Source organism: Flavobacterium sp. FlaQc-52 (assembly GCF_044007495.1).
Taxonomy (GTDB): Bacteria; Bacteroidota; Bacteroidia; order Flavobacteriales; family Flavobacteriaceae; genus Flavobacterium; species Flavobacterium cupriresistens.
This window is the reverse complement of the sequence record NZ_JBIPCV010000017.1, coordinates 25,787-48,320: the sequence shown is the minus strand read 5'-3', so window position 1 is coordinate 48,320 and position 22,534 is coordinate 25,787. Positions and strand designations below refer to the sequence as shown.

General features: G+C 34.7%; 16 protein-coding genes. 8 read left to right on the top strand and 8 right to left on the bottom strand.

Annotated elements, in window-relative coordinates:
- Positions 1–91: 91 nt before the first annotated feature.
- The 3 genes from ACHRV5_RS21385 to ACHRV5_RS21375 all read right to left on the bottom strand — a co-directional run bounded on the left by ACHRV5_RS21385 (position 92) and on the right by ACHRV5_RS21375 (position 3,437).
- Positions 92–2,026 carry an OmpA family protein gene (locus ACHRV5_RS21385; RefSeq protein WP_395428124.1) on the bottom strand — a complete coding sequence of 645 codons (1,935 nt, stop codon included), beginning with the start codon at positions 2,024–2,026 and terminating at the stop codon, positions 92–94.
- Positions 2,027–2,037: 11 nt separating this feature from the next.
- On the bottom strand, positions 2,038–2,955 hold the full coding sequence (locus ACHRV5_RS21380) for a type IX secretion system membrane protein PorP/SprF (protein WP_395428123.1): 918 nt from the start codon (positions 2,953–2,955) through the stop codon (positions 2,038–2,040).
- A gap of 101 nt (positions 2,956–3,056) precedes the next feature.
- Positions 3,057–3,437 carry a helix-turn-helix domain-containing protein gene (locus tag ACHRV5_RS21375; protein ID WP_395428121.1) on the bottom strand — a complete coding sequence of 127 codons (381 nt, stop codon included), beginning with the start codon at positions 3,435–3,437 and terminating at the stop codon, positions 3,057–3,059.
- A gap of 377 nt (positions 3,438–3,814) precedes the next feature.
- On the opposite strand from ACHRV5_RS21375, the gene ACHRV5_RS21370 reads away from it, so the two are divergent.
- From ACHRV5_RS21370 to ACHRV5_RS21360, 3 genes are all read left to right on the top strand, one after another.
- The gene (locus tag ACHRV5_RS21370; RefSeq protein WP_395428119.1) at positions 3,815–7,246 is read left to right on the top strand and encodes a hypothetical protein; all 3,432 of its coding nucleotides are present in this window, start codon (positions 3,815–3,817) and stop codon (positions 7,244–7,246) included.
- A 62-nt stretch (positions 7,247–7,308) separates the two neighbouring features.
- Entirely contained in the window at positions 7,309–7,902 is a 594-nt protein-coding gene (locus ACHRV5_RS21365) for a hypothetical protein (protein WP_047778884.1), read from the top strand.
- A gap of 235 nt (positions 7,903–8,137) precedes the next feature.
- Positions 8,138–9,208: a glycosyltransferase gene (locus ACHRV5_RS21360; RefSeq protein ID WP_395428117.1), complete on the top strand. Its 1,071-nt coding sequence runs from the start codon at positions 8,138–8,140 to the stop codon at positions 9,206–9,208.
- Positions 9,209–9,210: 2 nt separating this feature from the next.
- Here ACHRV5_RS21360 and ACHRV5_RS21355 read toward each other — a convergent pair whose 3' ends face one another.
- From ACHRV5_RS21355 to ACHRV5_RS21345, 3 genes are all read right to left on the bottom strand, one after another.
- The gene (locus ACHRV5_RS21355; RefSeq protein WP_047778886.1) at positions 9,211–10,506 is read right to left on the bottom strand and encodes a porin; all 1,296 of its coding nucleotides are present in this window, start codon (positions 10,504–10,506) and stop codon (positions 9,211–9,213) included.
- A 168-nt stretch (positions 10,507–10,674) separates the two neighbouring features.
- Complete coding sequence (locus ACHRV5_RS21350; protein ID WP_047778887.1) at positions 10,675–11,754, bottom strand: cell wall metabolism sensor histidine kinase WalK; 1,080 nt, start codon at positions 11,752–11,754, stop codon at positions 10,675–10,677.
- Positions 11,755–11,983: 229 nt separating this feature from the next.
- The gene (locus tag ACHRV5_RS21345; protein ID WP_047778888.1) at positions 11,984–12,667 is read right to left on the bottom strand and encodes a response regulator transcription factor; all 684 of its coding nucleotides are present in this window, start codon (positions 12,665–12,667) and stop codon (positions 11,984–11,986) included.
- 231 nt (positions 12,668–12,898) lie between these two features.
- Between ACHRV5_RS21345 and ACHRV5_RS21340 the strand changes: the two genes are divergently transcribed.
- The 4 genes from ACHRV5_RS21340 (at position 12,899) to ACHRV5_RS21325 (ending at position 19,238) form a co-directional block, all read left to right on the top strand.
- Positions 12,899–15,676 carry a TonB-dependent receptor domain-containing protein gene (locus ACHRV5_RS21340; RefSeq protein ID WP_395428114.1) on the top strand — a complete coding sequence of 926 codons (2,778 nt, stop codon included), beginning with the start codon at positions 12,899–12,901 and terminating at the stop codon, positions 15,674–15,676.
- A gap of 205 nt (positions 15,677–15,881) precedes the next feature.
- Entirely contained in the window at positions 15,882–17,021 is a 1,140-nt protein-coding gene (locus ACHRV5_RS21335) for a hypothetical protein (protein WP_230003620.1), read from the top strand.
- A 318-nt stretch (positions 17,022–17,339) separates the two neighbouring features.
- Positions 17,340–17,681 (top strand): T9SS type A sorting domain-containing protein, encoded by a 342-nt coding sequence (locus tag ACHRV5_RS21330; protein ID WP_230003622.1) that lies wholly within the window; start codon positions 17,340–17,342, stop codon positions 17,679–17,681.
- Between the two features lie 576 nt (positions 17,682–18,257).
- Positions 18,258–19,238 carry an acyl transferase gene (locus tag ACHRV5_RS21325; protein WP_395428112.1) on the top strand — a complete coding sequence of 327 codons (981 nt, stop codon included), beginning with the start codon at positions 18,258–18,260 and terminating at the stop codon, positions 19,236–19,238.
- Here ACHRV5_RS21325 and ACHRV5_RS21320 read toward each other — a convergent pair.
- Positions 19,235–19,579, bottom strand: a complete 345-nt coding sequence (locus tag ACHRV5_RS21320; protein ID WP_230003626.1) for a hypothetical protein — start codon at positions 19,577–19,579, stop codon at positions 19,235–19,237. The genes ACHRV5_RS21325 and ACHRV5_RS21320 overlap by 4 nt on opposite strands.
- 39 nt (positions 19,580–19,618) lie before the next feature.
- Entirely contained in the window at positions 19,619–20,914 is a 1,296-nt protein-coding gene (gene tyrS / locus ACHRV5_RS21315) for a tyrosine--tRNA ligase (RefSeq protein ID WP_395428110.1), read from the bottom strand.
- Between the two features lie 248 nt (positions 20,915–21,162).
- On the opposite strand from tyrS, the gene ACHRV5_RS21310 reads away from it, so the two are divergent.
- A complete protein-coding gene (locus ACHRV5_RS21310; RefSeq protein ID WP_395428108.1) occupies positions 21,163–22,410 on the top strand; it encodes an outer membrane beta-barrel protein in 1,248 nt (415 codons plus the stop codon).
- The last annotated feature ends 124 nt before the right edge of the window (positions 22,411–22,534 follow it).

Genomic DNA, 22,534 nt, shown 5'->3' with positions numbered 1-22,534 from the left:
AATTTGCGAAAGAGAAGCCGTCTCAATACTAATTAGTGTTAAGACGGCTTCTTTTTTGTTCTTTTTAAAAAGGCTCAAAATTAAGCTCTTTTTAAAGGGCTGTGATAATAAACTCACTTCGTCTGTTTTGTTGGTGCTCCTCTTCTGTACAAGGAACGCCGTCTGCACATTTGTTTACCAATTGTGTTTCTCCATAACCTTTACTTGTTAATCTGTCCGGATTTATTCCATTTTTTACAAGCCATTGCAGAGTAGATTTAGCTCTGTTGTCAGACAAAACCTCATTGTATTTAAAATTGGCGCGACTATCGGTATGAGAACGAATATCAATTTTCATTGTTGGATAATCATTTAATGTAGCCAGTATTTTTTCTAAATCCAAAGCAGCTTCAGGACGAATGTTATATTTGTCCAGGTCAAAATAGATCATTTTTATACCAAAACATTTTCCTAAATCATCTCCCACTGTTACATTACGGATAGACTTTTCAAGGGCAATAGATAAGGCTGTTTTTCCGGTTGTTTTTCCGGCTGTTTTTTCGATTGTAACGCTCACTTCTCTGGTGGTATAGTCTGTTTTTTCAGCTCTTACATTATAGGTTATACCACATTCGACAGGAAAACTATAAGATCCGGTAACGTCCGCAATTGTCGTAGCTTTTATCTCCATCTGATTGTTAAACAAAGTTACTTTTGCTCCGGGTAAAATGGCTCCTGTTTCAGCATCGGTAATGAGTCCGCTTAGTTCTTGGATGCATCTTAGCCTTTTGGTTTCCAAAAATTTATAAATATCATCAGAACCCTGTCCGCCGTCTTTATTGGAACTAAAATACCCTTTTCTCGAAACAGGATCAATTACATAAGCAAAGTCATCTTTTGGTGAATTAATGTCATTTCCGAGATTTTGAATGTTACGGATGGTTCCGTCTTTTGTAATTTCACCCACAAAAACATCCAGACCACCAAGTCCGGGATGTCCATCAGAGGCAAAATAGATTTCATTCTCGGCTGTTACATACGGGAAGGTTTCTTTACCCTCGGTATTGATACTGTTACCTAAGTTTTCGGGTGTTCCGAAATCACCGTTACTGTTTATAGCTACTTTGAAAATATCAGACTGTCCCAATGTTCCGGGCATATCAGAAGCAAAGTATAATGTTTTTTCGTCCGGACTTAGAGCAGGATGAGCAGTACTGTAATTGTCACTATCAAAAGATAATGGTGTTACATTGGCCCATTTACCATTTTCAAGAGTCGCTTTGTATATTTTTATTAAAGTAGTTTTATTGGCATCTTTTCCTTTTTTCCCTGTTAGATAACTGTTTCTTGTGAAATAAATCGTTTTGCCATCTTTAGTAAAGACCGGTGAAGATTCATGAAATTTTGTGTTTAACGCATTTTTTATTTTTGATACTTTAACAGAATCCACATCGGCCATGTAGATGTTGGTGAAATAATCATTTGTCCATTTGTGTTTGCGTTGCGAAAAATTTCCCGTGTCTCTTGCCGAAGCAAAATAGACTTTATTGTTGTGTACAAAAGTTCCATAATCGGAATACTTTGAATTAATACCTGCGTTTTCAATGGTATAACGACCGGAATTTTCTTTAATCTGATCCAGATAGTTTAAATTTTCTGCATAAAGTTTACCTCTGCTGTCATTTTTGAATTTTGTATCAAATTCATCCAAAATTCTATTTGCTTTATCCATCTGCCCGGTTGACTTTAAAGATTGAGCATATCTGTAATAATACTCCGATTCCACATTGGTATTCATGGCAAATAATTCGCTGTACCATTTTGCTGCACCTTCAAATTCAGAGTTAAAGTAATAGGAGTTACCTAGTTTTTTAAACATATCTTCAGACTTGTATCCTTTTTTGGCAACACGTTCATGAGTCTTTATGGCATCGTAGGCATAATAATCGTATTTTTTATCGTCGGAATTTGCTTTCGACTGCTGAGAATAACTGTCAAATGAAAAAACAATAATAACTGTCAGACAAAGTAGGATATAATTTTTCATGATTATCATTTTTAGAAGAAACGAGGAGTTATCATTTTACCTTTATTGGAGAAGAATTCGTATCGTAAAAATATTTCATGCGATCCTGAATTGTAGTTGTTTAACCTCGTAGTTTCACGATCGTAACCATATCCAATATACAAACCATCTGTGACTTGAAATCCGGCCATCGCACTCAGTGAAGCGTTCCATCTGTACGCTAAACCGGCAACAAATTTATCGTTGAACATAAAATTGGCTGAAACATCTACTTGTAAAGGAACACCTTGTATCATTTTAACGAGTGCAGCCGGTTTAAATTTGATGTATTGGTAATCATCTAAATTAAAAACGTAACCGGTCATGAAATAATAATTGATTTTATCTTTGTAGATCACAATATCATTGTCATCATAACGATTGGTTTCAATAAAGTTTGGTACCGATAGTCCAACATAAGCTTTATCAGAATGCCAGTAAACCCCGGCTCCGATATTTGGATTGAATTTATTGCTGAAATCTTGAAATTGCGGATCTCCCTGATCGGCTAGGTTCAATTTATTGATATCTAAATTGAATAAATTAGCAGATCCCTTGATTCCAAACGAAATCTTAGATTCGGCAGAGACCTGAATGCTATACGAGAGATCTGCAGAAAGCGTGTTTTCATTGGTCGGTCCGATTTTGTCGCTCACCAATGAAACTCCAACTCCCACATTACTACTATTTATAGGTGTGTTAACCGAAAGAGTACCCGTCTCAGGTGCGCCGTCAAGTCCAACCCATTGTGTACGATATAAACCGAAAGCACTTAATACTCCTCGGGATCCCGCATAAGCCGGATTGATGTTTATGGTGTTGTACATGTATTGCGTATACTGTGCATCTTGTTGCGCATGACTGGCAATCGCAGTAAACAGTATGACGAATAAAATTAATTTTCTTCTCATAGTAGTTATTTATTATACCAATTGTTTTTATCAATGTTTATGATTCGATCTCTTTTTTTCTATTTGTTCTTATTTCTTGTCTCTAAGCGCTCTGATTCGGCTTATATGGTTTCACTACAAGTCGAACCTTTTTTATTACTGTTATCCTCCTTTAAATCTCTAATTGATTGCTCCAATTCTAAGATTTGCGTTTCATATTTCTTTATTATTTTTTGATAAACACTGAGTAAAGCATTTTGGGTCATTTCATCGTGTCCGGTTTCCACGCTCTTTATTTCTTCTTCCCTTCTAAATAACACTTCTGGTTTTATCTCAAAGATTTTACATATGTTATCAATATGACCTGCCCACGATTGACTTTGACCATTTTCCATGCGAGCATATGCCGACTGCGAAATAAATAATTGATCAGACATCCGCTCTTGTGTCCATCCTATATTCTTTCTGAAAATCTTTAATTTATAACCTACAAATAAGTTCATTGTCTATAAAAAAATAAAATCTTACCAAGTTGTTACTTTATTTACGTTCAAACCTAAACTAAGATTATTCTTTACCATACAATTATTTTACAGATCAACACATCTACTTTATTTCTGTTACTGAATAAAAACTGACCGTACAAAAAAACAGTCAGAAATAACTATCTGTACTAGATACATTATTGTGTCCTTTCCATCGTGAATAAAATAGAAAAGCGAATCCTCTTTAAAAAAAATACTTAAAGGCGCTCCTTTGAAAAAGATTAAGTCACAAAATCAAAACAACCCAGCGTATTCCACTAAATCACAGTGGCATAAAAGCGCCCTGATTTCCCAATTATAAATACTACTTTTGACTTTTTAGAGTTAAAGTATTTATGTTGAAAAAATTACTGTTTTTTGCGGTGTTTCTTTGCTATTCCGGACTACAGGCCCAGAATACAGAATCAGCATACCAAACCAAAAAAGTAATTGTAACGCGGGATACCATTCACCTCGAAAAATTCAGTATCAATTCCAGTTTTTTTGAGCTTTTAAATACTAAAAAAGAACCAATTGATTCTACTTTCTATAAAATTGACTTTCAAAAGGGAACTTTACTTCTCAACGAAAAATTCACCTCAGCATCCGATACTTTAATTGTAAACTATTTAAAATACCCTGATTTTTTAACCAAAGAATATGGACTTTATAACGAAAGTCAGGTGGTTAGCAATGATATTGGTTCCGAAAAACTATACAAACTGGAGAATACCAATTCAAAAAAAGTCACTCCGTTTGATGGTTTAAATACTTCCGGGAGCATTACTCGCGGTGTGACCATTGGCAATAACCAGAATGCTGTTTTAAATTCAAATTTAGATCTTCAGATTACCGGAAAAATATCCGATAAAGTCAGTTTAAGAGCCTCACTTCAGGACAGTAATATTCCGTTACAGGATGGTGGTTATTCTCAAAAGCTGGATCAGTTTGATAATATTTTCATGGAACTTTTCAGCGATGATTGGAACATTCGTGCAGGTGATGTCTTTTTAGAAAACAGAAAAACGCAATTTTTGAGCTTTAACAAAAAGGTACAAGGACTCTCAACAAGTTTTAATTTTGATACCGAAAAAAGCAAAACCAATATTTTTGCCTCGGTTGCTTTTGTAAAAGGACAATACGCCAAAAGCACTTTTACCGGTCAGGAAGGCAATCAGGGTCCTTATAAATTAAAAGGTCAGAATGGTGAACTCTATGTTTTAGTTATTTCAGGTTCTGAGCGTGTTTATGTCAATGGTATACTACTCAAACGTGGCGAAAACAATGATTATGTGATTGATTATAATGCAGGCGAAATTGTTTTTACTTCACTCTTCCCGATTACTTCAGAAATGCGAATCACTATAGAATACCAATATTCAGATCGCAATTACAACCGACTGGTAACCTATGCCGGCGCCACGCATGAAAACAAAAGCTGGAGTTTTGGTGGTTATTTATATTCCGAGAATGACTTAAAAAATCAGCCTTTACAACAAAACCTTTCTACAGAACAGGTTCAGATTTTAAGCCAAGCCGGAGATGATCCGAATTTAATGACCGCACCATCGGCTTACGAAGACAAATATGCGGACAATAAAATTTTATACAAAAAAACAACTCTTAACGGTATTGAAATTTACGAGTATTCCAACATTCCTACTGATGTTTTATACAATGTAAAATTTAGTCTGGTTGGAAATAATCTGGGCAATTACATCATACAAAACAACAATTCGGTAGAACGCATCTACAAATACGTAGATCCGATAAACGGAATTTTACAAGGAAATTACGATCCAATCGTAAAACTGGTAGCTCCTATGAAAATTCAGGTGGCCACTTTCTTAGGAAAATACAATCCGGATGAAAAGACACTGGTTGATTTTGAAATCGCCATGAGCAATAACGATAAAAATTTATTCTCTCAAATTGATGACTCCAACAATACAGGAATTGCCCTAAAGACCACTATTAAAAAACGTCTTTTTTCCAGAGAATGGACCTTGGATGCTTTTGCCAATTATCAATTTGTACAAGACGATTTCAGATCTGTAGAACGTTTGTATACGATTGAATTTAATCGGGATTGGAATTTAAACGCGACACTTCTGGGCAATCAGAGTTTATTGGTAGCGGGATTAAATTTTGATTTATTCGCCAAGAAAAAAACTGCCAATACTGCTTTTATTACCTATCAGTTTGAGAAATTAGATTTCACAGCAAGCTATTCCGGATCACGGCATACGGTAAATGTTTTCTCTAAATTAAATAAATGGACGATTGAAAATCAGGGCAGTTTCCTGAATTCTGATGCTACTAGTTCGACTTCTAAATTTATTCGGAATTTAACTAAAACCAAGTATCATTTTGGTAAAAACTGGGTTGGCGGAAGTATTCAAATTGAAGACAACCAACAAAAAGACAAAGTTACCAATCAGTTTTCGGCCTTGAGCCAGCGGTTTTCAGAGTACGGTGTTTTTGTTGGCCGTGGCGACAGCACCAAAGTTTTTGTAGAACTGGGTTATTTGCAACGTCGCAATGACAGTTTGCAAAATGGTTTGTTACAGCACGTAAATGATTCGAAAATGTATGTTTTGAAATCAAAATTAATTCAGAACAAAAAAACAGATCTGGCGGTTTATGCCAGTTACCGAACACTGGACTTTACGGATCCTTCCCGAAAGAATGAACCTTCGTTAAATTCCAGAGTACTTTATAACGATCGTTTTTTTAATCAGCTCCTGCAAATCGGAACGGTCTACGAGACCAGTTCGGGAACTATTGCACAACAGGAATTTACTTATATTGAAGTTCCAACGGGGCAAGGAGTTTATACCTGGAATGATTATAACGGCAACGGCATACAGGAATTAGAAGAGTTTGAAGTTGCACTTTTTTCGGATCAGGCAAAGTTTATCCGTCTCTTTTTACCCAACCAGGTTTACATCAAAACCAACCAGAATAAATTCTCGCAATCGGTGACTTTGAATCCGTTGCAATGGCAAAACGAAACCGGTTTCAAAAAATTGGCTTCCTATTTTTACAACCAGACTTCGTTTATTATGGATCGAAAAGTAAAAAATAACGGCGGTCGTTTTGAACTCAATCCGTTTAATTCTTCGGATGAAAATTTACTGGGCCTCAATTCAAGTTTTAGAAACAGTCTTTTTTACAACCGTGGCAAGCAAAAACATTCGGTAACCTATTCGTACCTCATTAATAAAGGGAAAAATCTACTTTCGATTGGCTCGCAGGATGTCCGAAACAAATCGCATCAACTGCAATACACGCATTTGTATCAAAAAAGCTGGTTGTTTAATTTCTTTACCAAAACAATTAAAACCACCTTAGTTTCTGAAGATTTTACCGAAAAGAATTATGATTTGGAAGGCTATCAGATTGCCCCGAAAATCAGTTATTTGTTTTCTAAAAATACCAGTTTGGATTTCTTTTACGAATTACAAAATAAAAAAAATCAGATTGGAAACTTCGAGACTTTGGCACAAAACCGACTGGGAACCTCTTTTTCTTATGCAGGAGACAAAAAAGTAACGGTGAATGGAGAGTTTTCTTTTTATGAAAATAAATTTACCGGAAACGAATTCTCTTCAGTAGGATTCCAGATGTTAGAAGGACTGCAGGCCGGACAAAATTTGGTCTGGAAACTCCTTTTACAGAAGAATCTAACGCAGTTTTTAGATGTCAATTTAAATTATCAGGGACGAAAAAGTGAGACGGGTTCCACTATTCATACGGGCAACGTGCAGCTACGTGCTTATTTTTAACGTGTTGCGAAAAACCTGTCAATAAATTGTTTAACTTTAATTGAATTTTAAACGATACTCTTATGAAAAAATTATTATTACTTTGTCTTATAGTAGTTTTATCTACTAATTTCTACGCTCAGGACGTCACAAAAACAGCAAAAAAAACCGAGGCTTCGGCAAAGAAAACAAAAGCAAGCGCTGACAAAACGAAGGCCGATGCTAAAAAAACTACTGATAAAGCCACAAAAACAAAAGAAAAAGCAGACAAAACAGCTGCTGACGCTACAAAAACAAAGGCAGACAAAACAAAAGCAAGTGCCGATAAAGTAAATGCCAGCGCCAAAGACACTAAAGACAAAACCGCTGCAAAAACTAAAGCAAGTGCTGATAAAACTAAAGCAAGCGCAGACAAAACCAAAGCAAGTGCTGACAAAACTAAAGCAAGCGCTGATAAAGTAAACGCGAGTTCAAAAGCAACACTAGATAAAGCTACAAAAACCACAACGGCTGCCTCAAAAACGACTACTAAAAAAGTCAAAGAGACTAACGAAAAAGCACCAAAAGTGGCCGATAAAGTTACCGGAGAGTACAACGGAAAAAAAGTATATACAGGACCTAAAGGCGGTAGATACTATATCAACTCTAACGGAAACAAAACTTATATTCAGGATTAAATCATTTTTTTACTACGATACAAAGAAAGAACTGCTCAGACAGTTCTTTTTTTTGTTTAAAAAACAAATCTACTGTTAACATACGAGTAACTTTGTCAGCAAATCATGTCATTCCCACTTCTCTTTAAAGTAATTTTGCGGCCTTGACAGCTCTATAGAGTTAATAATTTAGTAATATGTACGAAATAACACAAAAAACATATTTCTTTATCTTCGTCTTAAAAAGCGCTACATTATGAGCATTGACTATTCTGCGAACAAAACTATTTTAGTAGCTCCGTTAAATTGGGGCTTAGGACATGCAACAAGATGTATTCCTATCATAAAAGCGCTTCAGGAAAACAATTACATCCCAATAATCGCTTCTGACGGAATTGCATTGGCTTTACTGCGAAAAGAATTCCCATACATAGAAACACTTGAATTGCCTTCTTATCATATAGAATATGCCAAAAACGGCAAAAACTTCAAATGGAAACTAATTAAAAACCTCCCTAAAATGATTACAGCCATTTTAGATGAGAAAAAAATGGTGAAGGGACTAATAAAAAAACACGGAATTGACGGTATTATATCCGATAACCGATTGGGCGTTTTCAGCAAAAAGATTCCATCGGTTTTTATGACACATCAGCTCAATGTGATGACGGGGAATACCACCTGGTTTACCAGTAAATGCCATCAACACATTATAAAAAAATACGCTGAATGTTGGGTTCCTGATACTAATGAAGTTGTAAACTTAACCGGTACTTTGGGACACCTCGAAACTAATGAGTTGAATTTAAAGTATATTGGTCCATTAAGCCGAATGCGTAAAAAAGAAACGCCTAAACTTTATGATCTTATGGTTATACTGTCGGGACCTGAACCTCAACGTACTTATTTGGACGAAAAACTACAGGAAGAGGTTAAAAATTATAAAGGCAAAGTTGTTTTTGTAAAAGGAGTAGTAGAAAAAACACAAACCAAACAGGAAATTGGAAATGTTACTTACTACAATTTCATGAATTCAAAACAATTGGAACAAACCTTTAACGAAAGTGATTTGGTTTTATGTCGTTCGGGATACACCACTGTTATGGATTTGGCGAAACTGGGTAAAAAAGCCTTTTTTATTCCAACCCCGGGGCAGTATGAGCAGGAATATCTGGCCATAAAACTTCAAGACGAGAATCTGGTACCTTATGCAACGCAAAACGACTTTACGATTGAAGATCTTTCAAAAGTAAAATCGTTTAAAGGTTTATCTCAATTTAAAAATAACATCGACTGGGATTCGTTATTTTCTATTTTTGAAGCGTAATTTTAGAAGTTGAATTGCGCTTGTAATCGCAATACATTTCCTTGTTGTCTGTTGATAGGCAGAACGCTGTCTTCAAAAGTCCTGTCAGCAATAACATATTCTGCGGTAAGTTCAAGCGCTTTGATTGGTTGCCATTCAACTCCTATTTCGAAGTCTCTTACAACATAACTTCTGGCATCTTTCTCGTATTTCTTTCCTCCGTCATAATATTGAAATTTTGCAAAAGGATATAAATGTTGTTTTTTGAAATCTAACTTATAATTTAATAATACATAACCACCGTTCAGACTTGTTTCATCAACCGTTTTGGTAAGGGTATTGTATCTTGGTCCTGTTCCAATATTATACTCTGCCTGGATTCCAAAAGGTTTTGGATATAAAACGAAGGTCGCTCCTAATCTTTGGTCTTTCACATATTGCGGATCATTAACGGTAACTCCTGAAGAAATTTCGCCTGTAAAAGCCCATTTTCCAGTATATGCCTGAATCCCCGGTTCTATAATCTGATTACCAATTACAAAAGGATAGGTAACTCTTGCTACAACATTCAAGTCTCTGTTTCCGTCCAATTTATTAGCTATCTGTCCGTTGTAAACTCCAAAAGCAAAAACACCATAATCACCTGAACCTTTATAACCATCCTCTACCAGCATAGCAAAACGTTTTCTGATTTCGCTTGGTGCCCAATAGAAGATAAGTCCCAAGTCACGTTCGTTCAATATTGCACTGTTGATTGCATCACTTCTGTCTAATGTTAACCTTTGAGAACTGGACTGCATGTTTTCGAACCCATAAGGAATCTTGCTTTGTCCTACACGAACACGGTATTCTCTTTTTTTATCGAAAGAAAGATCAAAATACAAATCTCTAATTTGTACAAAATTCTGAATTCCGGTAACCGGTGAGCTTGCAAAGTCAGGTTGAAAATAAAAATATACATTTGGATGTACTTGCCCTGAGAACACTAATCGTGCACGTCTGATAAAAAGTCCATTATTGGCTTTTGCATCGGGTGCTGTTGAAGTTGTTCCCCAGGATTTATCACACTGTTCGCAGGAAACTTTATCGTTTGTAGAAAGTAAACCGTTGTATCTTATTTGAGCGTAACCTCTTAGAGAAATTTTATCGTACCAATGTTCAGAAGTACCACTTTCTTCTTTTACCTCAGAAGCTTTTGCTTTGTTTATAGAATCCATAAGACGGATTACTTCTTTCTTTACGTCTTCTTTCTTTAAATCTTGGGCATTTACTGCACCTGTAATTAGCAATAAAACTGCGATTATTTTTGTTTTTATCATTTTCACGACTGCACTTAATTTTCAGGTGCAAAGATGTATCACCTATGTTAAGATATCATTAACAAGACGTTACTATAATAAGAAGATTTGTTTCGAAATAGTTATGCCATCATGAACCCCTTTCGCAAGCCCAGATTTTATAGTACTTCGTCTCAATAAAGCTTACATTTACTTAACTTCAGCTTTTTGATTTTTGTACGCTTTTTCTAACGTAAAAGAGAACTCAGAACCAATTCCGAACTCACTTTCTACGTATACTTTCTCTTTATGTGCTTCAATAATATGTTTTACAATGGCAAGTCCAAGTCCGGAACCACCTTCAGAACGGGTTCCGCTTTTGTCAACTCTGTAAAAACGCTCAAAAAGTCTTGGAATGTTTTGTTTTTCAACTCCTTCACCATTATCACTAATACGGATTAAGACTTTTTTCTTCGTCAGGTTTACCACACCCACTTCTGTCAAACCACCTTCTTTACCGTATTTAATAGAATTTACAATCAGATTTTCTAATACCTGTTGAATTCTGTCCTTATCTCCGCGTATGATAACAGAATGCACATTTTTACTTTCAAAAGCCAATTTGATTTTCTTTTTATCGGCTTTCATTTCCAATAAATCAAAAACATTCTGGATCAGTTCGACGATATCGAAATCTGTAATTAACAAATCTAAATCACCTGACTCCAATTTGGTAATCATATCCAGATCCTCTACAATATAGATGAGACGCTCTACTCCTTTCTCGGCACGTTTCAGATATTTTTTACGAATCGTTTTATCATCCATCGCCCCATCAAGCAAAGTCGACACATACCCTTGAACAGTAAACAAAGGTGTTTTAAGTTCGTGCGAAACATTACCCAGAAACTCTCTTCGGTATTGCTCCCGAATTTCGAGCATTTCGATTTCGAGTTTTTTATCTGTGGCAAACTTTTTCACTTCGCGTGAAAGCGTTTCCATGTCGGTTGTTATGGGCTGATTGATCAGTGTTGTTGATTCTAACAAGGAAACCTCATCGTATATTTTTTTTACTCTCCTGTATATAAACCGCTCTACTCGATATTGTAAAACCAGAAAGGAAAAAATATAAACCGAGATAATAAAGACTAATCCAAACGCAATCTGATGTTTTAACTGGTTCTTATAAAACAGAGACATCAGAATCAATACAAATCCTGTTGTAAAAAGACTGATATACAATGCTGACTTTACAGCAAATTTGTAGGTTTTTTTAAAATTAATTTTCATTGGATCATTTAAAATAATAAACTATAGGGATTACTTTTTTTATCAGATAAGCGATATAAGTTCATTACCTATAAAACCTTATTTCTAAGGATTAGATAACAACCTAAAAAAGTAAATCTTTGTCAAAATTAAAACTTTGACAAAGATAAATTTTCAATTACAAAAGTATGTACCCTATAATTTAAAATGAACTTATATTATTTATAAGATTCAAATTTATATAAGATGTTTAAACTTCAAATTTATAACCAACACCTTTAATTGTTTTAAAAAGATCTTCTCCAATCTTTTCACGTAACTTTCTGATGTGTACATCGATTGTTCTTCCTCCTACTACTACTTCATTACCCCAAACTTTATCAAGGATTTCATCTCTTTTAAAAACTTTTCCCGGTTTTGAAGCCAATAGATAGAACAATTCGAATTCTTTTCTTGGCAAAGCGATTTCTACATTTCCCTTGATGATTTTGTATTCTTCTCGGTTAATTTCGATTCCGCCCACGTTTAAGGTGTCACTAACAACTTCTTGTTCTTTTAACCTTCTTAACAAAGCCTTTACTTTGCTTACCAATAATTTTGGTTTTATTGGTTTGGTAATATAATCATCTGCACCTGCATCAAAACCGGCAACTTGAGAATAGTCCTCACTTCTTGCGGTTAAAAAGGTTATGATTACATTATTTAATTCTGGTATTTTTCTGATGTGTTCGCAAGCTTCCATTCCATCCATTTCGGCCATCATTACATCCATAATAATTAGGTCCGGTATTTCTTTCTGCGCTTTTGCGATTGCATCTTTTCCATTTGAAGCAGTTACAATCTGATAGCCTTCCTGAGCAAGGTTATAGCCAACAATTTCCAGGATATCCGGCTCATCATCAACTAATAAAATCTTGGTTTGTGTTTTTTTCATAAAATAGCAAAAATTGAGTTTTCTTATCAAATTTCATATCTTAAAATCCGATAGTTTTTTAATTGCGATGGTAAATATAACGATAAAACGACCGTTAAAAATTGCTGTTAACGGTAATTTAATCTGGTAACAATTTGATAATCTACAGCACACAAAAACATAACAAGTGCGTAACATGAACTTTACAGGGCGGTTCTTTCTTTGCAAAAAAATAAATTAAACACAACTCAAATGAAATTCAATTTTAAATTTCTATTAATCACATTATTTATCTGTTCGATTTCGATCGCTCAAAACAAAGGTACAATTTCTGGTGTATTAACCGATAAAGAATCGAATAATCAATCACTACCTTTTGCTAATGTCTTACTAAAAGGAACAAAAATTAGCGCAAACACTGACATTGACGGAAAATATTCCTTAAGTGTAAACCCTGGAAACTATACTATTATTTTCAGTTTTGTGGGTTATGAATCTGTTGAACAACCCGTAACAGTAACCGCAGGTCAAACCGTAACCGTAAATCAGATCCTTTCTTCGGGAGGTTATACATTGAAAGATGTTGTTGTAAAATCTACGGCAAACAAACAAAAAGAAACGGCTTTATTATTAGACCAAAAAAATGCAGTTGCCTTTAAATCTGCTATTGGTGCTGAAGAAATAACAAGAAAAGGAGTTAATGATGTTGCAACTGCTGTATCTAAAGTTAGTGGTGTATCAAAACAGGATGACTCCGGAAATGTTTTCGTAAGAGGACTTGGAGACCGTTACAATGTTACTACTCTAAATGGCCTTCCATTACCATCAAATAATCCTGCCAACAAAAACATACTTCTGGATATTTTCTCTACCAATATTGTAGATAATATCGGTATAAGCAAAACATTTGAGGCGCAAAATTATGCCGATTTTGGAGGGGCAAATATTGATATTAGTGCAAAAAAATTCAGCGGCAAACCTTTCCTTACTTTTTCAGTTGGTACAGGTGCCAATACTAATGTTTTAGGTCAGGATCATTTTTATTTACAAGACGGACCTTCTTACTCTGGATTTAAAACCGTTGGAGTTCCTGATGCTCCACTGAAACCTTATAATTACGCTACAAGCTGGGACAGACAAGAGAACAAAAATGTATTAAATGCTTTTTATGCCTTAACCGGAGGAAGAAAATTTATACTAAATGACGAAAGTTCAATAGGTACATTTGTTACTGCTTCTTTTAGTGCAAAAAATAAATACACAGAAGGTTACAGCAGAGGAGGTATCACTTCTGACGGAGATATCCTTTCTGATTTTTACAGAAAAGCTTACAAACACAGTACTACTACAACCGTTATGGGTACGGCCGATTATAAAATCAACAATAAAAACTCCATCTTTTTTACTTCGTTATTCTTAAACTCAAGCGATCAGGACTATAGTGAGTACGAAGGAACTAACGTAAACTTTGATGGTGGTGGTGCTACCGCTCTAGATCAAATTACAGGTTTTATCAAACGTGGAACTTTCGAAAGAACGCGATTGACTGTAAATCAACTTACAGGAAAAAACAAATTTAATGATCAATGGAATTTAAACTGGGGACTTGGATACAGTATTTCTAATAGTGCAATTCCAGATCGTATGCAAAACTCTTTTGTTTATGCTCCTAATGGAACAGATTACACTTTCTTTACCAATTCAAACATCAATAATCACCGATTTTTTCAAGATTTAAAAGAAAAGGAATTTGCTGCAAACATTGCTCTTTCTTATAACTTCAACAAAAAAAGTAACGATGACGGATACAGAGGGAAAGTAACTTTTGGTTACTCAGGAAAAATGAAAAAATTAGATTATACGATGCAGCAATTTTCATTCTTCCCGGACAGAACAACAATATCTTTCCCGAAAGAAGACATTCATCATGTTGACAATTATCTGGATGAGGCACACTTTGGGTCTTCCCAATCTAACAGAATACATCAATTGTACAATGGAAACTTAGATATCCATAGTGCATTCGCAAATGTTCAGTACTCACTTACCGAAAAACTAAGCGTGATTTTAGGAGCCCGATTCGAAAAATTAACTCAGGATGTCTTTTACGTGACTACAACAGTGCCTGACGGAGACAACTCAAACTATTCTAAATTCAACATTTTACCAAGTTTAATTTCGAAATATACTTTGAATGAGAAACAAAATTTAAAGTTCTCTGCCAGCAAAACCTATACGCTTCCTCAGTTTAAAGAAAAAGTGCCAATTCTTTACGAAGATGTAGCACAAGCTTATGAAGGAAACCCTAAGTTATATCCTTCTACAAATTACAATTTTGATTTAGGATGGGAGTATTTTCCGAAATCAGGTGAATTAGTTTCTGTAACTGCTTTTGGAAAAATTATTCAAAATCCAATTAACGAAATGTTCCTGAATTCTTCTTCTAATGATATTACTTATGCTAATACAGGTAAAAAAGCAACGGTAGCCGGAATTGAATTAGAAATTAGAAAAGACATTTTTGAAATCGAAAATGAGAATAGTCTAAAAACAAAACTTTCCTTTGATGCAAACGGGTCTTATCTTTATACTAATCAGGATCTAAGTAATGACAAAGTAAATGCTGAAAATCCTTTTGGAGCTAATTTCACTTTTACAGAAAGTAAATTAACAGGTGCTTCTAACTTCTTAGCCAATGCAAACATCTCGTTCTTAAATGAATTTTCACACGACAGAGACATCTCCGCAACAGTATCATATTCTTATTTTTCAGATAAGTTAGCTGTAATTGGAACTTCAAAAGTTGGAAACATAGTGGACAAAGCTGTAAATAAATTAGATTTCATTTTAAATACCAGTTTGACTAAAAGCTTAAAACTGGGACTAATTTACAATAACATATTAAATCCAACTTTTAAACGTGTACAAGAGCAAGGTGAAGTACCAGGAAAAAGTGCTGTAGGTGATGTATTAGTAACTTCATACAAAGCAGGCTCTGATCTTAGACTTACTTTAAACTATACATTTTAAGAACTTATTTTAAAAAAAACACAAAGGTGATTAGCTACTACTAATCACCTTTTTTTATGTATCAAAATCGAATGTAAATTTTACATTAAGTCGCTCTGCATTTGATAAGATATGCTTAATACATTAATAATATCCGCTTAACTCGGCAAAAAAATATCTTCCTTTACTTTGCCATAAATAAACAAAACAACAAAAAATTAATAAAATGAAAAAAACATTTTTAGCAATGACTGCACTATTCGGACTTGCTTTAACGAGCTGTAGTTCTGATGACAACAACAATAACAACAACAGTGGAGACAAAAGCACATTCGTGTTAAAAGTTGATGATTTAAAAGGAAACATTAATGACGGTACAGTAACTTTAGACCCAACTAAAACTTACACTTTAACTGGTGGCTTAGTAGTAAAAGGTGGAGCAACTTTAGTTATTCCTGCCGGAACAGTAATCAAAAGTTCTGCTACTGCAGAATCTACTTCTTTATTTATCGCTGTAGAAAGAAATGCTAAAATCAACATCAATGGTACCGCTGCTAAACCAGTAGTTATGACATCTGGAAAAGCTACTCCTGCACAAAGTGACTGGGGTGGATTAATTATCGCTGGTAATGGTATCGTAAACACTGGAGCAAACGGAACTTCTGAAGTAGGTGGTTTAAGCTACGGAGGAACTGACAATACGGATAACTCAGGAAACATTAACTACTTGAAAATTTCTTATACTGGTTCTAAATTCTCTGCAACTAAAGAATACAATGGAGTATCTTTCTTCGGAGTAGGTTCTGGAACAAAAGTATCTGACATCTATACTTACGAAAGTGGTGATGATGGTATTGAATTTTTCGGAGGAGCTGTAAACGCTACAAACCTTACAATAATCAACTCTTATGATGATTCATTAGATTTTGCTGACGGATGGCAAGGTACCGCAACTAACGTATATATTAAAGGTGTTTCAAAAGCAGGTGTTGAAGGTTCAAACAATGAGAAAGATCCTAGTGGAGCGCTTCCTGTAACAAATGCTAAAATCGTTAATGTTTCTATTATAAAAGGTGGAGCTACTTTCTTATCAGACGAAAAAGCAATCAACTATAAAGAAGGTGGTGGAAAACAAGCTTACACAAACTTATATGTTGCTGACGATATGCCTATCGCTCTTGCTAAACTAGCTACTGATGCTGGTGCTGTTGCAAACATGAATGCTGGTTTCTTTACGATCACAAACTATACTTTTGGTGCTCAAATCACTAATGTAACTGGTCCTAAATTATCTGGAGCAACTAGTGGTCAAACTGGTGCTGGTGCTGGTGCAAATTTACCTACTTGGGCTGATTGGACTAAGTAATTAAATAACAATCATATAGAAAAGCAGTCTGAAAATTATTTTCAGACTGCTTTTTTCTTTTGCAACAATTTGCCTTTTGTTGAAAACGGGTGCCGAAAACTATTTTCTTAAACTTCACTACTGGAATCACGCCTTCAGTTGAACTACGAGTAATAACTAACAAGAGATACATAACTGCTATGAGGCAACTCACTGATTTATTGACTTCTAATTTAGAAAAACCCATTTTGTTAAAAACATCCTAAATTTTCAGGATGTAATTTTTTGGTGTAATTTTTGTAATTTTTTTTTGTATATTTACTTATCTAAAAAAATGCGATGGCAAAAAATTACTTTTATATTATAATCTTACTGGCTTTTTTCTTTACTGTTAGCTCTTCTGCACAAGACAGTAAACAAACGTCAAAACCTCAAGATGGATCTGCCACTATTGAGGGGCTAAGTTTGTACCCTAATCCGGTCACAAATGGAAAGGTTTATATCACCTCTAAAAACGATTTAGAAAAGGAAATTATTGTCTTTGATCTCTTGGGTAAAAAAGTAATTCAGACACATTTAGTTTCCAAAGAATTAAACGTTGCTGATTTATCTCCCGGCGTTTACATTATAAAAATAAGCGAACAAAATGTTTCCGCTACGCGAAAGTTGATTATTCGATAAAAAACATAAAAATAAAAAAAAGGCTGTTCAAAATGAACAGCCTTTTTTTTATTTTTCAGTCTCGGTCTTCCGTTTTCAGTTTTTGGGGTCGATCTCAGGTTCGATTTTTGGGGTTGCTTAAATTTTCTTCGAAATCTGCTTTTCTAATTCTTCTAAAATGATTCACTCGTGCTCCCTTTTTGTCAATTGACGGAGGAGTACTCGCATTCAACTGAACGTGATCTGCGTGTGTGATCTCTCCTTCGTCGAGATGACAATACTGTGGAAAATAATATTCTCATGGATCAAATACAAAACCCTTCGACTTCGCTCAGGGCGACAATGAATGTAAAAACTAAAACTGAAAACGGAAGACTGAGACTGAATACTGAGACTGAATACTAAAAAACCCTAATGTCAGGCTGAGCGAAGTCGAAGCCCTGCTTAACACAAAACCCTTCGACTTCGCTCAGGGTGACAAATGAATGACAAGACTCAGACTGAAACTGAAAACTGAGACCGAAAACTGAGACTGAAAACTGAGACCGAAAACTAAAAACTATCTACAATAATACCTACCTTTGCGCAAAAAAAGTTTTGATTACAGCCAACGATATATTTACCATTTCGAGTCAGAAACAATTTGAAAAAATAGCCTTAAAGGTGTTTCGTTTTCAGCATGAGAACAATCAGGTATATCGTGATTTTTGTGATTTTTTGAAAGTAAATCCACAACAGGTAAAATCAATACAACAAATTCCTTTTTTACCCATTCAGTTTTTCAAAAGTCATAATGTTGTTTCGAATGCAGATCCTGCTCAGGTTACTTTTACCAGCAGCGGAACTACCGGAATGATTACCAGTAGGCATATCGTAACCGATGTTTCCTTATATGAAGAAAGTTACCGAAAAGGGTTTTCTGAATTTTACGGCAATATCGAGGATTACGTTGTTTTAGCCCTTTTACCGTCTTATCTCGAACGCGAAGGCTCTTCGTTAATCTACATGGTAGAAGATCTGATAAAACTATCCAATCAGCCTGAAAGCGGGTTTTATTTACACAACCACGAAGAACTTACCCAAAAACTAATCGAATTAGACCAATCCGGACAAAATACCATTCTGATTGGAGTGACTTATGCTTTATTGGATTTAATTGAAAAACATCAATTTCAACTTCAGAACACCATTATCATGGAAACCGGAGGAATGAAAGGCAAACGAAAAGAAATGATTCGCGAAGAACTGCACGAGCAACTTTGCGAAGGTTTTGGTGTTACGGCCATTCATTCCGAATATGGAATGACCGAACTTTTAGGTCAGGCCTATTCTTTAGGTGAAGGTATCTTTGAATGTCCGTCCTGGATGAACATTTTAGTTCGCGACCCTGAAGATGCTTTGACCTATGTAAAAGAAGGAAAAACGGGCGGAATAAATGTGATCGATTTGGCCAATATCAATTCCTGTTCTTTTATCGCAACGCAGGATTTGGGCAAAAAATATCCCAACAACTCTTTCGAGGTATTGGGACGTTTTGATAATTCTGATATTCGTGGCTGTAATTTGATGGTACTTTAATTTTCTTCCAGCAAACCAATACTATCTATTCCTTCTTTTCTAAGCAACTCTTTTTCTTTCTTGCCTTTGCTTTCAAGTGATTTATAGACTGCATAACAACCTAATCCTCCTAAAATTGAATAACATATATTATGAGCCGGGCTATCATAATTTCCATTTTCTATAGTCTCAAATCCATCAACAAGTCCCATCACAATCATAAAACTTACTGCGAATATAAAAGACAAACCAAAATAAGACCCTAGTCCTAAAAAGAAATATTTCCATTTATTTTTATTGTACAAAATCGCCAAATTGCTGAAAGCTTTCCAAATCCAATAAATAAAAATAAATCCGAACATATATTAATTTAGACAATAACCGTAGTTAAGTTAGTATTCTTATTTTACTCTAATCACAAAATAGTTTTTCTTTCCACTTTGCAACAACACAAATTGATTATTGATCAGATCATTTGCCGTTAAAACAAAATCTTCTTTTATTTTCTCTCTGTTTACCGAAATAGAATTTGCTGTTAGCGCACGTCTCGCTTCTCCGTTTGATTTAAAGAAACCTGTTTTTTCATTTAAAACAGTTACAATTTCCAATCCGTTTTCAAGATCTGCTTTTGCAATTTCTGCTTGTGGAACTCCGTCAAAAACTTCTAAGAAAGTAGCTTCATCTAATTGTTTCAAATCTTCTGCAGTCGAGTTTCCAAACAAGATATTCGAAGCTTGAATCGCTTTTTCCAACTCTTCTTTACTGTGCACAAAAATGGTAATTTCTTCAGCCAGTCTCTTTTGTAAAACTCTCAAGTGTGGTGCTGTTTTATGCTCTTCGATTAAGGCATCTATTTCTTCTTTCTCTAAAAAAGTAAAAATTTTAATATACTTTTCAGCATCAACATCAGTGGCATTTACCCAAAATTGGTAGAATTTGTATACTGAGGTTTTATCAGTATCCAACCATACATTTCCTCCTTCAGATTTTCCGAATTTAGATCCGTCTGCTTTTGTAATCAATGGTGTTGTTAAGGCAAAAGCTTTTGCACTTTCTCCTCCCATTCTGCGCACTAATTCTGTACCTGTGGTGATATTACCCCATTGGTCAGAACCTCCCATTTGCAAAAGACAGTTGTTGTTTTTATATAAATGATAAAAATCGTAACCTTGAATCAATTGATATGTAAACTCTGTAAAAGACATTCCTTCTCCTTCTCCACTCAATCTCTTTTTTACAGAATCTTTCGCCATCATATAGTTTACGGTGATTCGTTTTCCAACTTCACGCGCAAAATCAATAAACGAAAATTCTTTCATCCAATCGTAGTTATTCACCATTACCGGGGCATTTTTATCTGCCGAATTAAAATCTAAGAAACGAGACAGAACACTTTTAATACCGGCTACATTTTTAGCCAAAGTCTCTTCGTTTAATAAATTTCTTTCGTCCGATTTTCCAGATGGATCACCAATCATCCCGGTTGCACCTCCTACCAAAGCGATAGGCTGATGACCAAAATTCTTTAAATGAACCAATAAAATAATCTGAACCATACTTCCAATATGAAGTGAATCTGCTGTTGGATCAAAACCAATATACGCTGTTGTTACTTCTTTCAGTAATTGTTCTTCCGTTCCAGGCATACTGTCATGATATAACCCGCGCCATTTTAATTCTTCAACTAGATTTTTCATTTTTAAAATAATTTGTGCAAATATAATTAATTCCGCTAGTAGTGGGATACTATAAAATTTTATATCCGAAAAGATTTTTTAGTTACCACTTTATTTTAATTCTCAAACTGGCACCGCAAAAAACAAAGCATCAGACTCATACTGAAAGCATTACGACAAACCTTTCTAAATCGTAAAAAAATTCTTAAAAAATCAACATATTTTCAAATTTCATTGGCTACTTTTGGCGAAAAACCAAAAACCTTTTTATGAAAAAACTATTACTGATTGCCTTATTACTTTGTTACTCATTTACTAACGCACAAATTACCTTCGAAAAAGGATACTTTATATCCAATGACGGAAACAGAACGGAATGTTATATTAAAAATTTAGACTGGAAAAACACTCCAACAGATTTCAAATACAAAACACAACTTAGCGATTCCGAAATCAAGACAGAAAGCATTGCCACAACCCAGGAATTTGGTATTGATAATGAAACTACCTACAAAAGATTTAAAATAAAAATCGACCGCTCCAATGATGATCCAAGAAAAATGACAACAAACAGAAATCCGGATTGGAAAGAAGAAACTCTATTTTTAAAAACACTTGTAACCGGTGATGCAATTTTATACAGCTACACAGAAGACAATACAAACAGATACTTTTACGCTACCAAAACAGTTCCTACAGAACAACTAATCTACGTTAAATACCTTACGACGGATCAAAACGAAGGGGCTGAAAAAGTAACAGAAAATAATGAATACAAACAGCAGCTTTATAAAAATGTTGCCACTACAGCGACAACCGAAAAAAGCATCTTAAATCTTACCTACAAAAAAGCAGATCTTGTTGCTTATTTTTCGAAATACAATAACATCAGCCCTGACGCTATGAAAAAAGAAAATGCGAAATCGAGCAAAGGTCAACTTTTGATTAAGGTAACAGCAGGTTTAGGCATGGTTTCGTCATCACTAAGCAATGAGGGGAATTCGCAGCAAAATACTGAATTTGACAACAAAACGATTTTCAAATTTGGTGCCGAGGCTGAATACATACTTCCTTATAATAAAAACAAATGGAGTGTCTTCATCAATCCTGTCTATCAAAAATACCAGGGCGAAAATGATTATACTATCCCTAGTGGCTTTATGGCGTTTCCGGACATACAATACAATGTAAAAATAGACTATAACGCTGTACAAGTACCGATTGGTGTGAGACACTATATGTTCTTAAATGAAAAATCAAAAATATTCATTAGCGCAGCCTATTCATTTGACCTAGGCAGCAACACCAAAATAACGTACACGAATAAAACAGGAAATAACATAACCAGTTTCGAAGGTAATTCAAGTGGTAATTTAGCTTTTGGATTAGGCTATAATTTCAGCAACAAATTCACTGTAGAAGCAAGATTGAATACAAAAAAAGAGCTTGTAAACTACAACTCTTATTCGGCAAAATACAATGCAATAGATTTCATATTTGCCTATACTATTTTTTAGTAAGCAATAAAATCATTCGATCTCTAGGTGATGCAAATGAATTAAAATTCTTAATTCATTTGCATCACCTTTTTTTAACCATTTGCATAAAAACAAAGATTACCAATTTCAAAACAAACAAAAA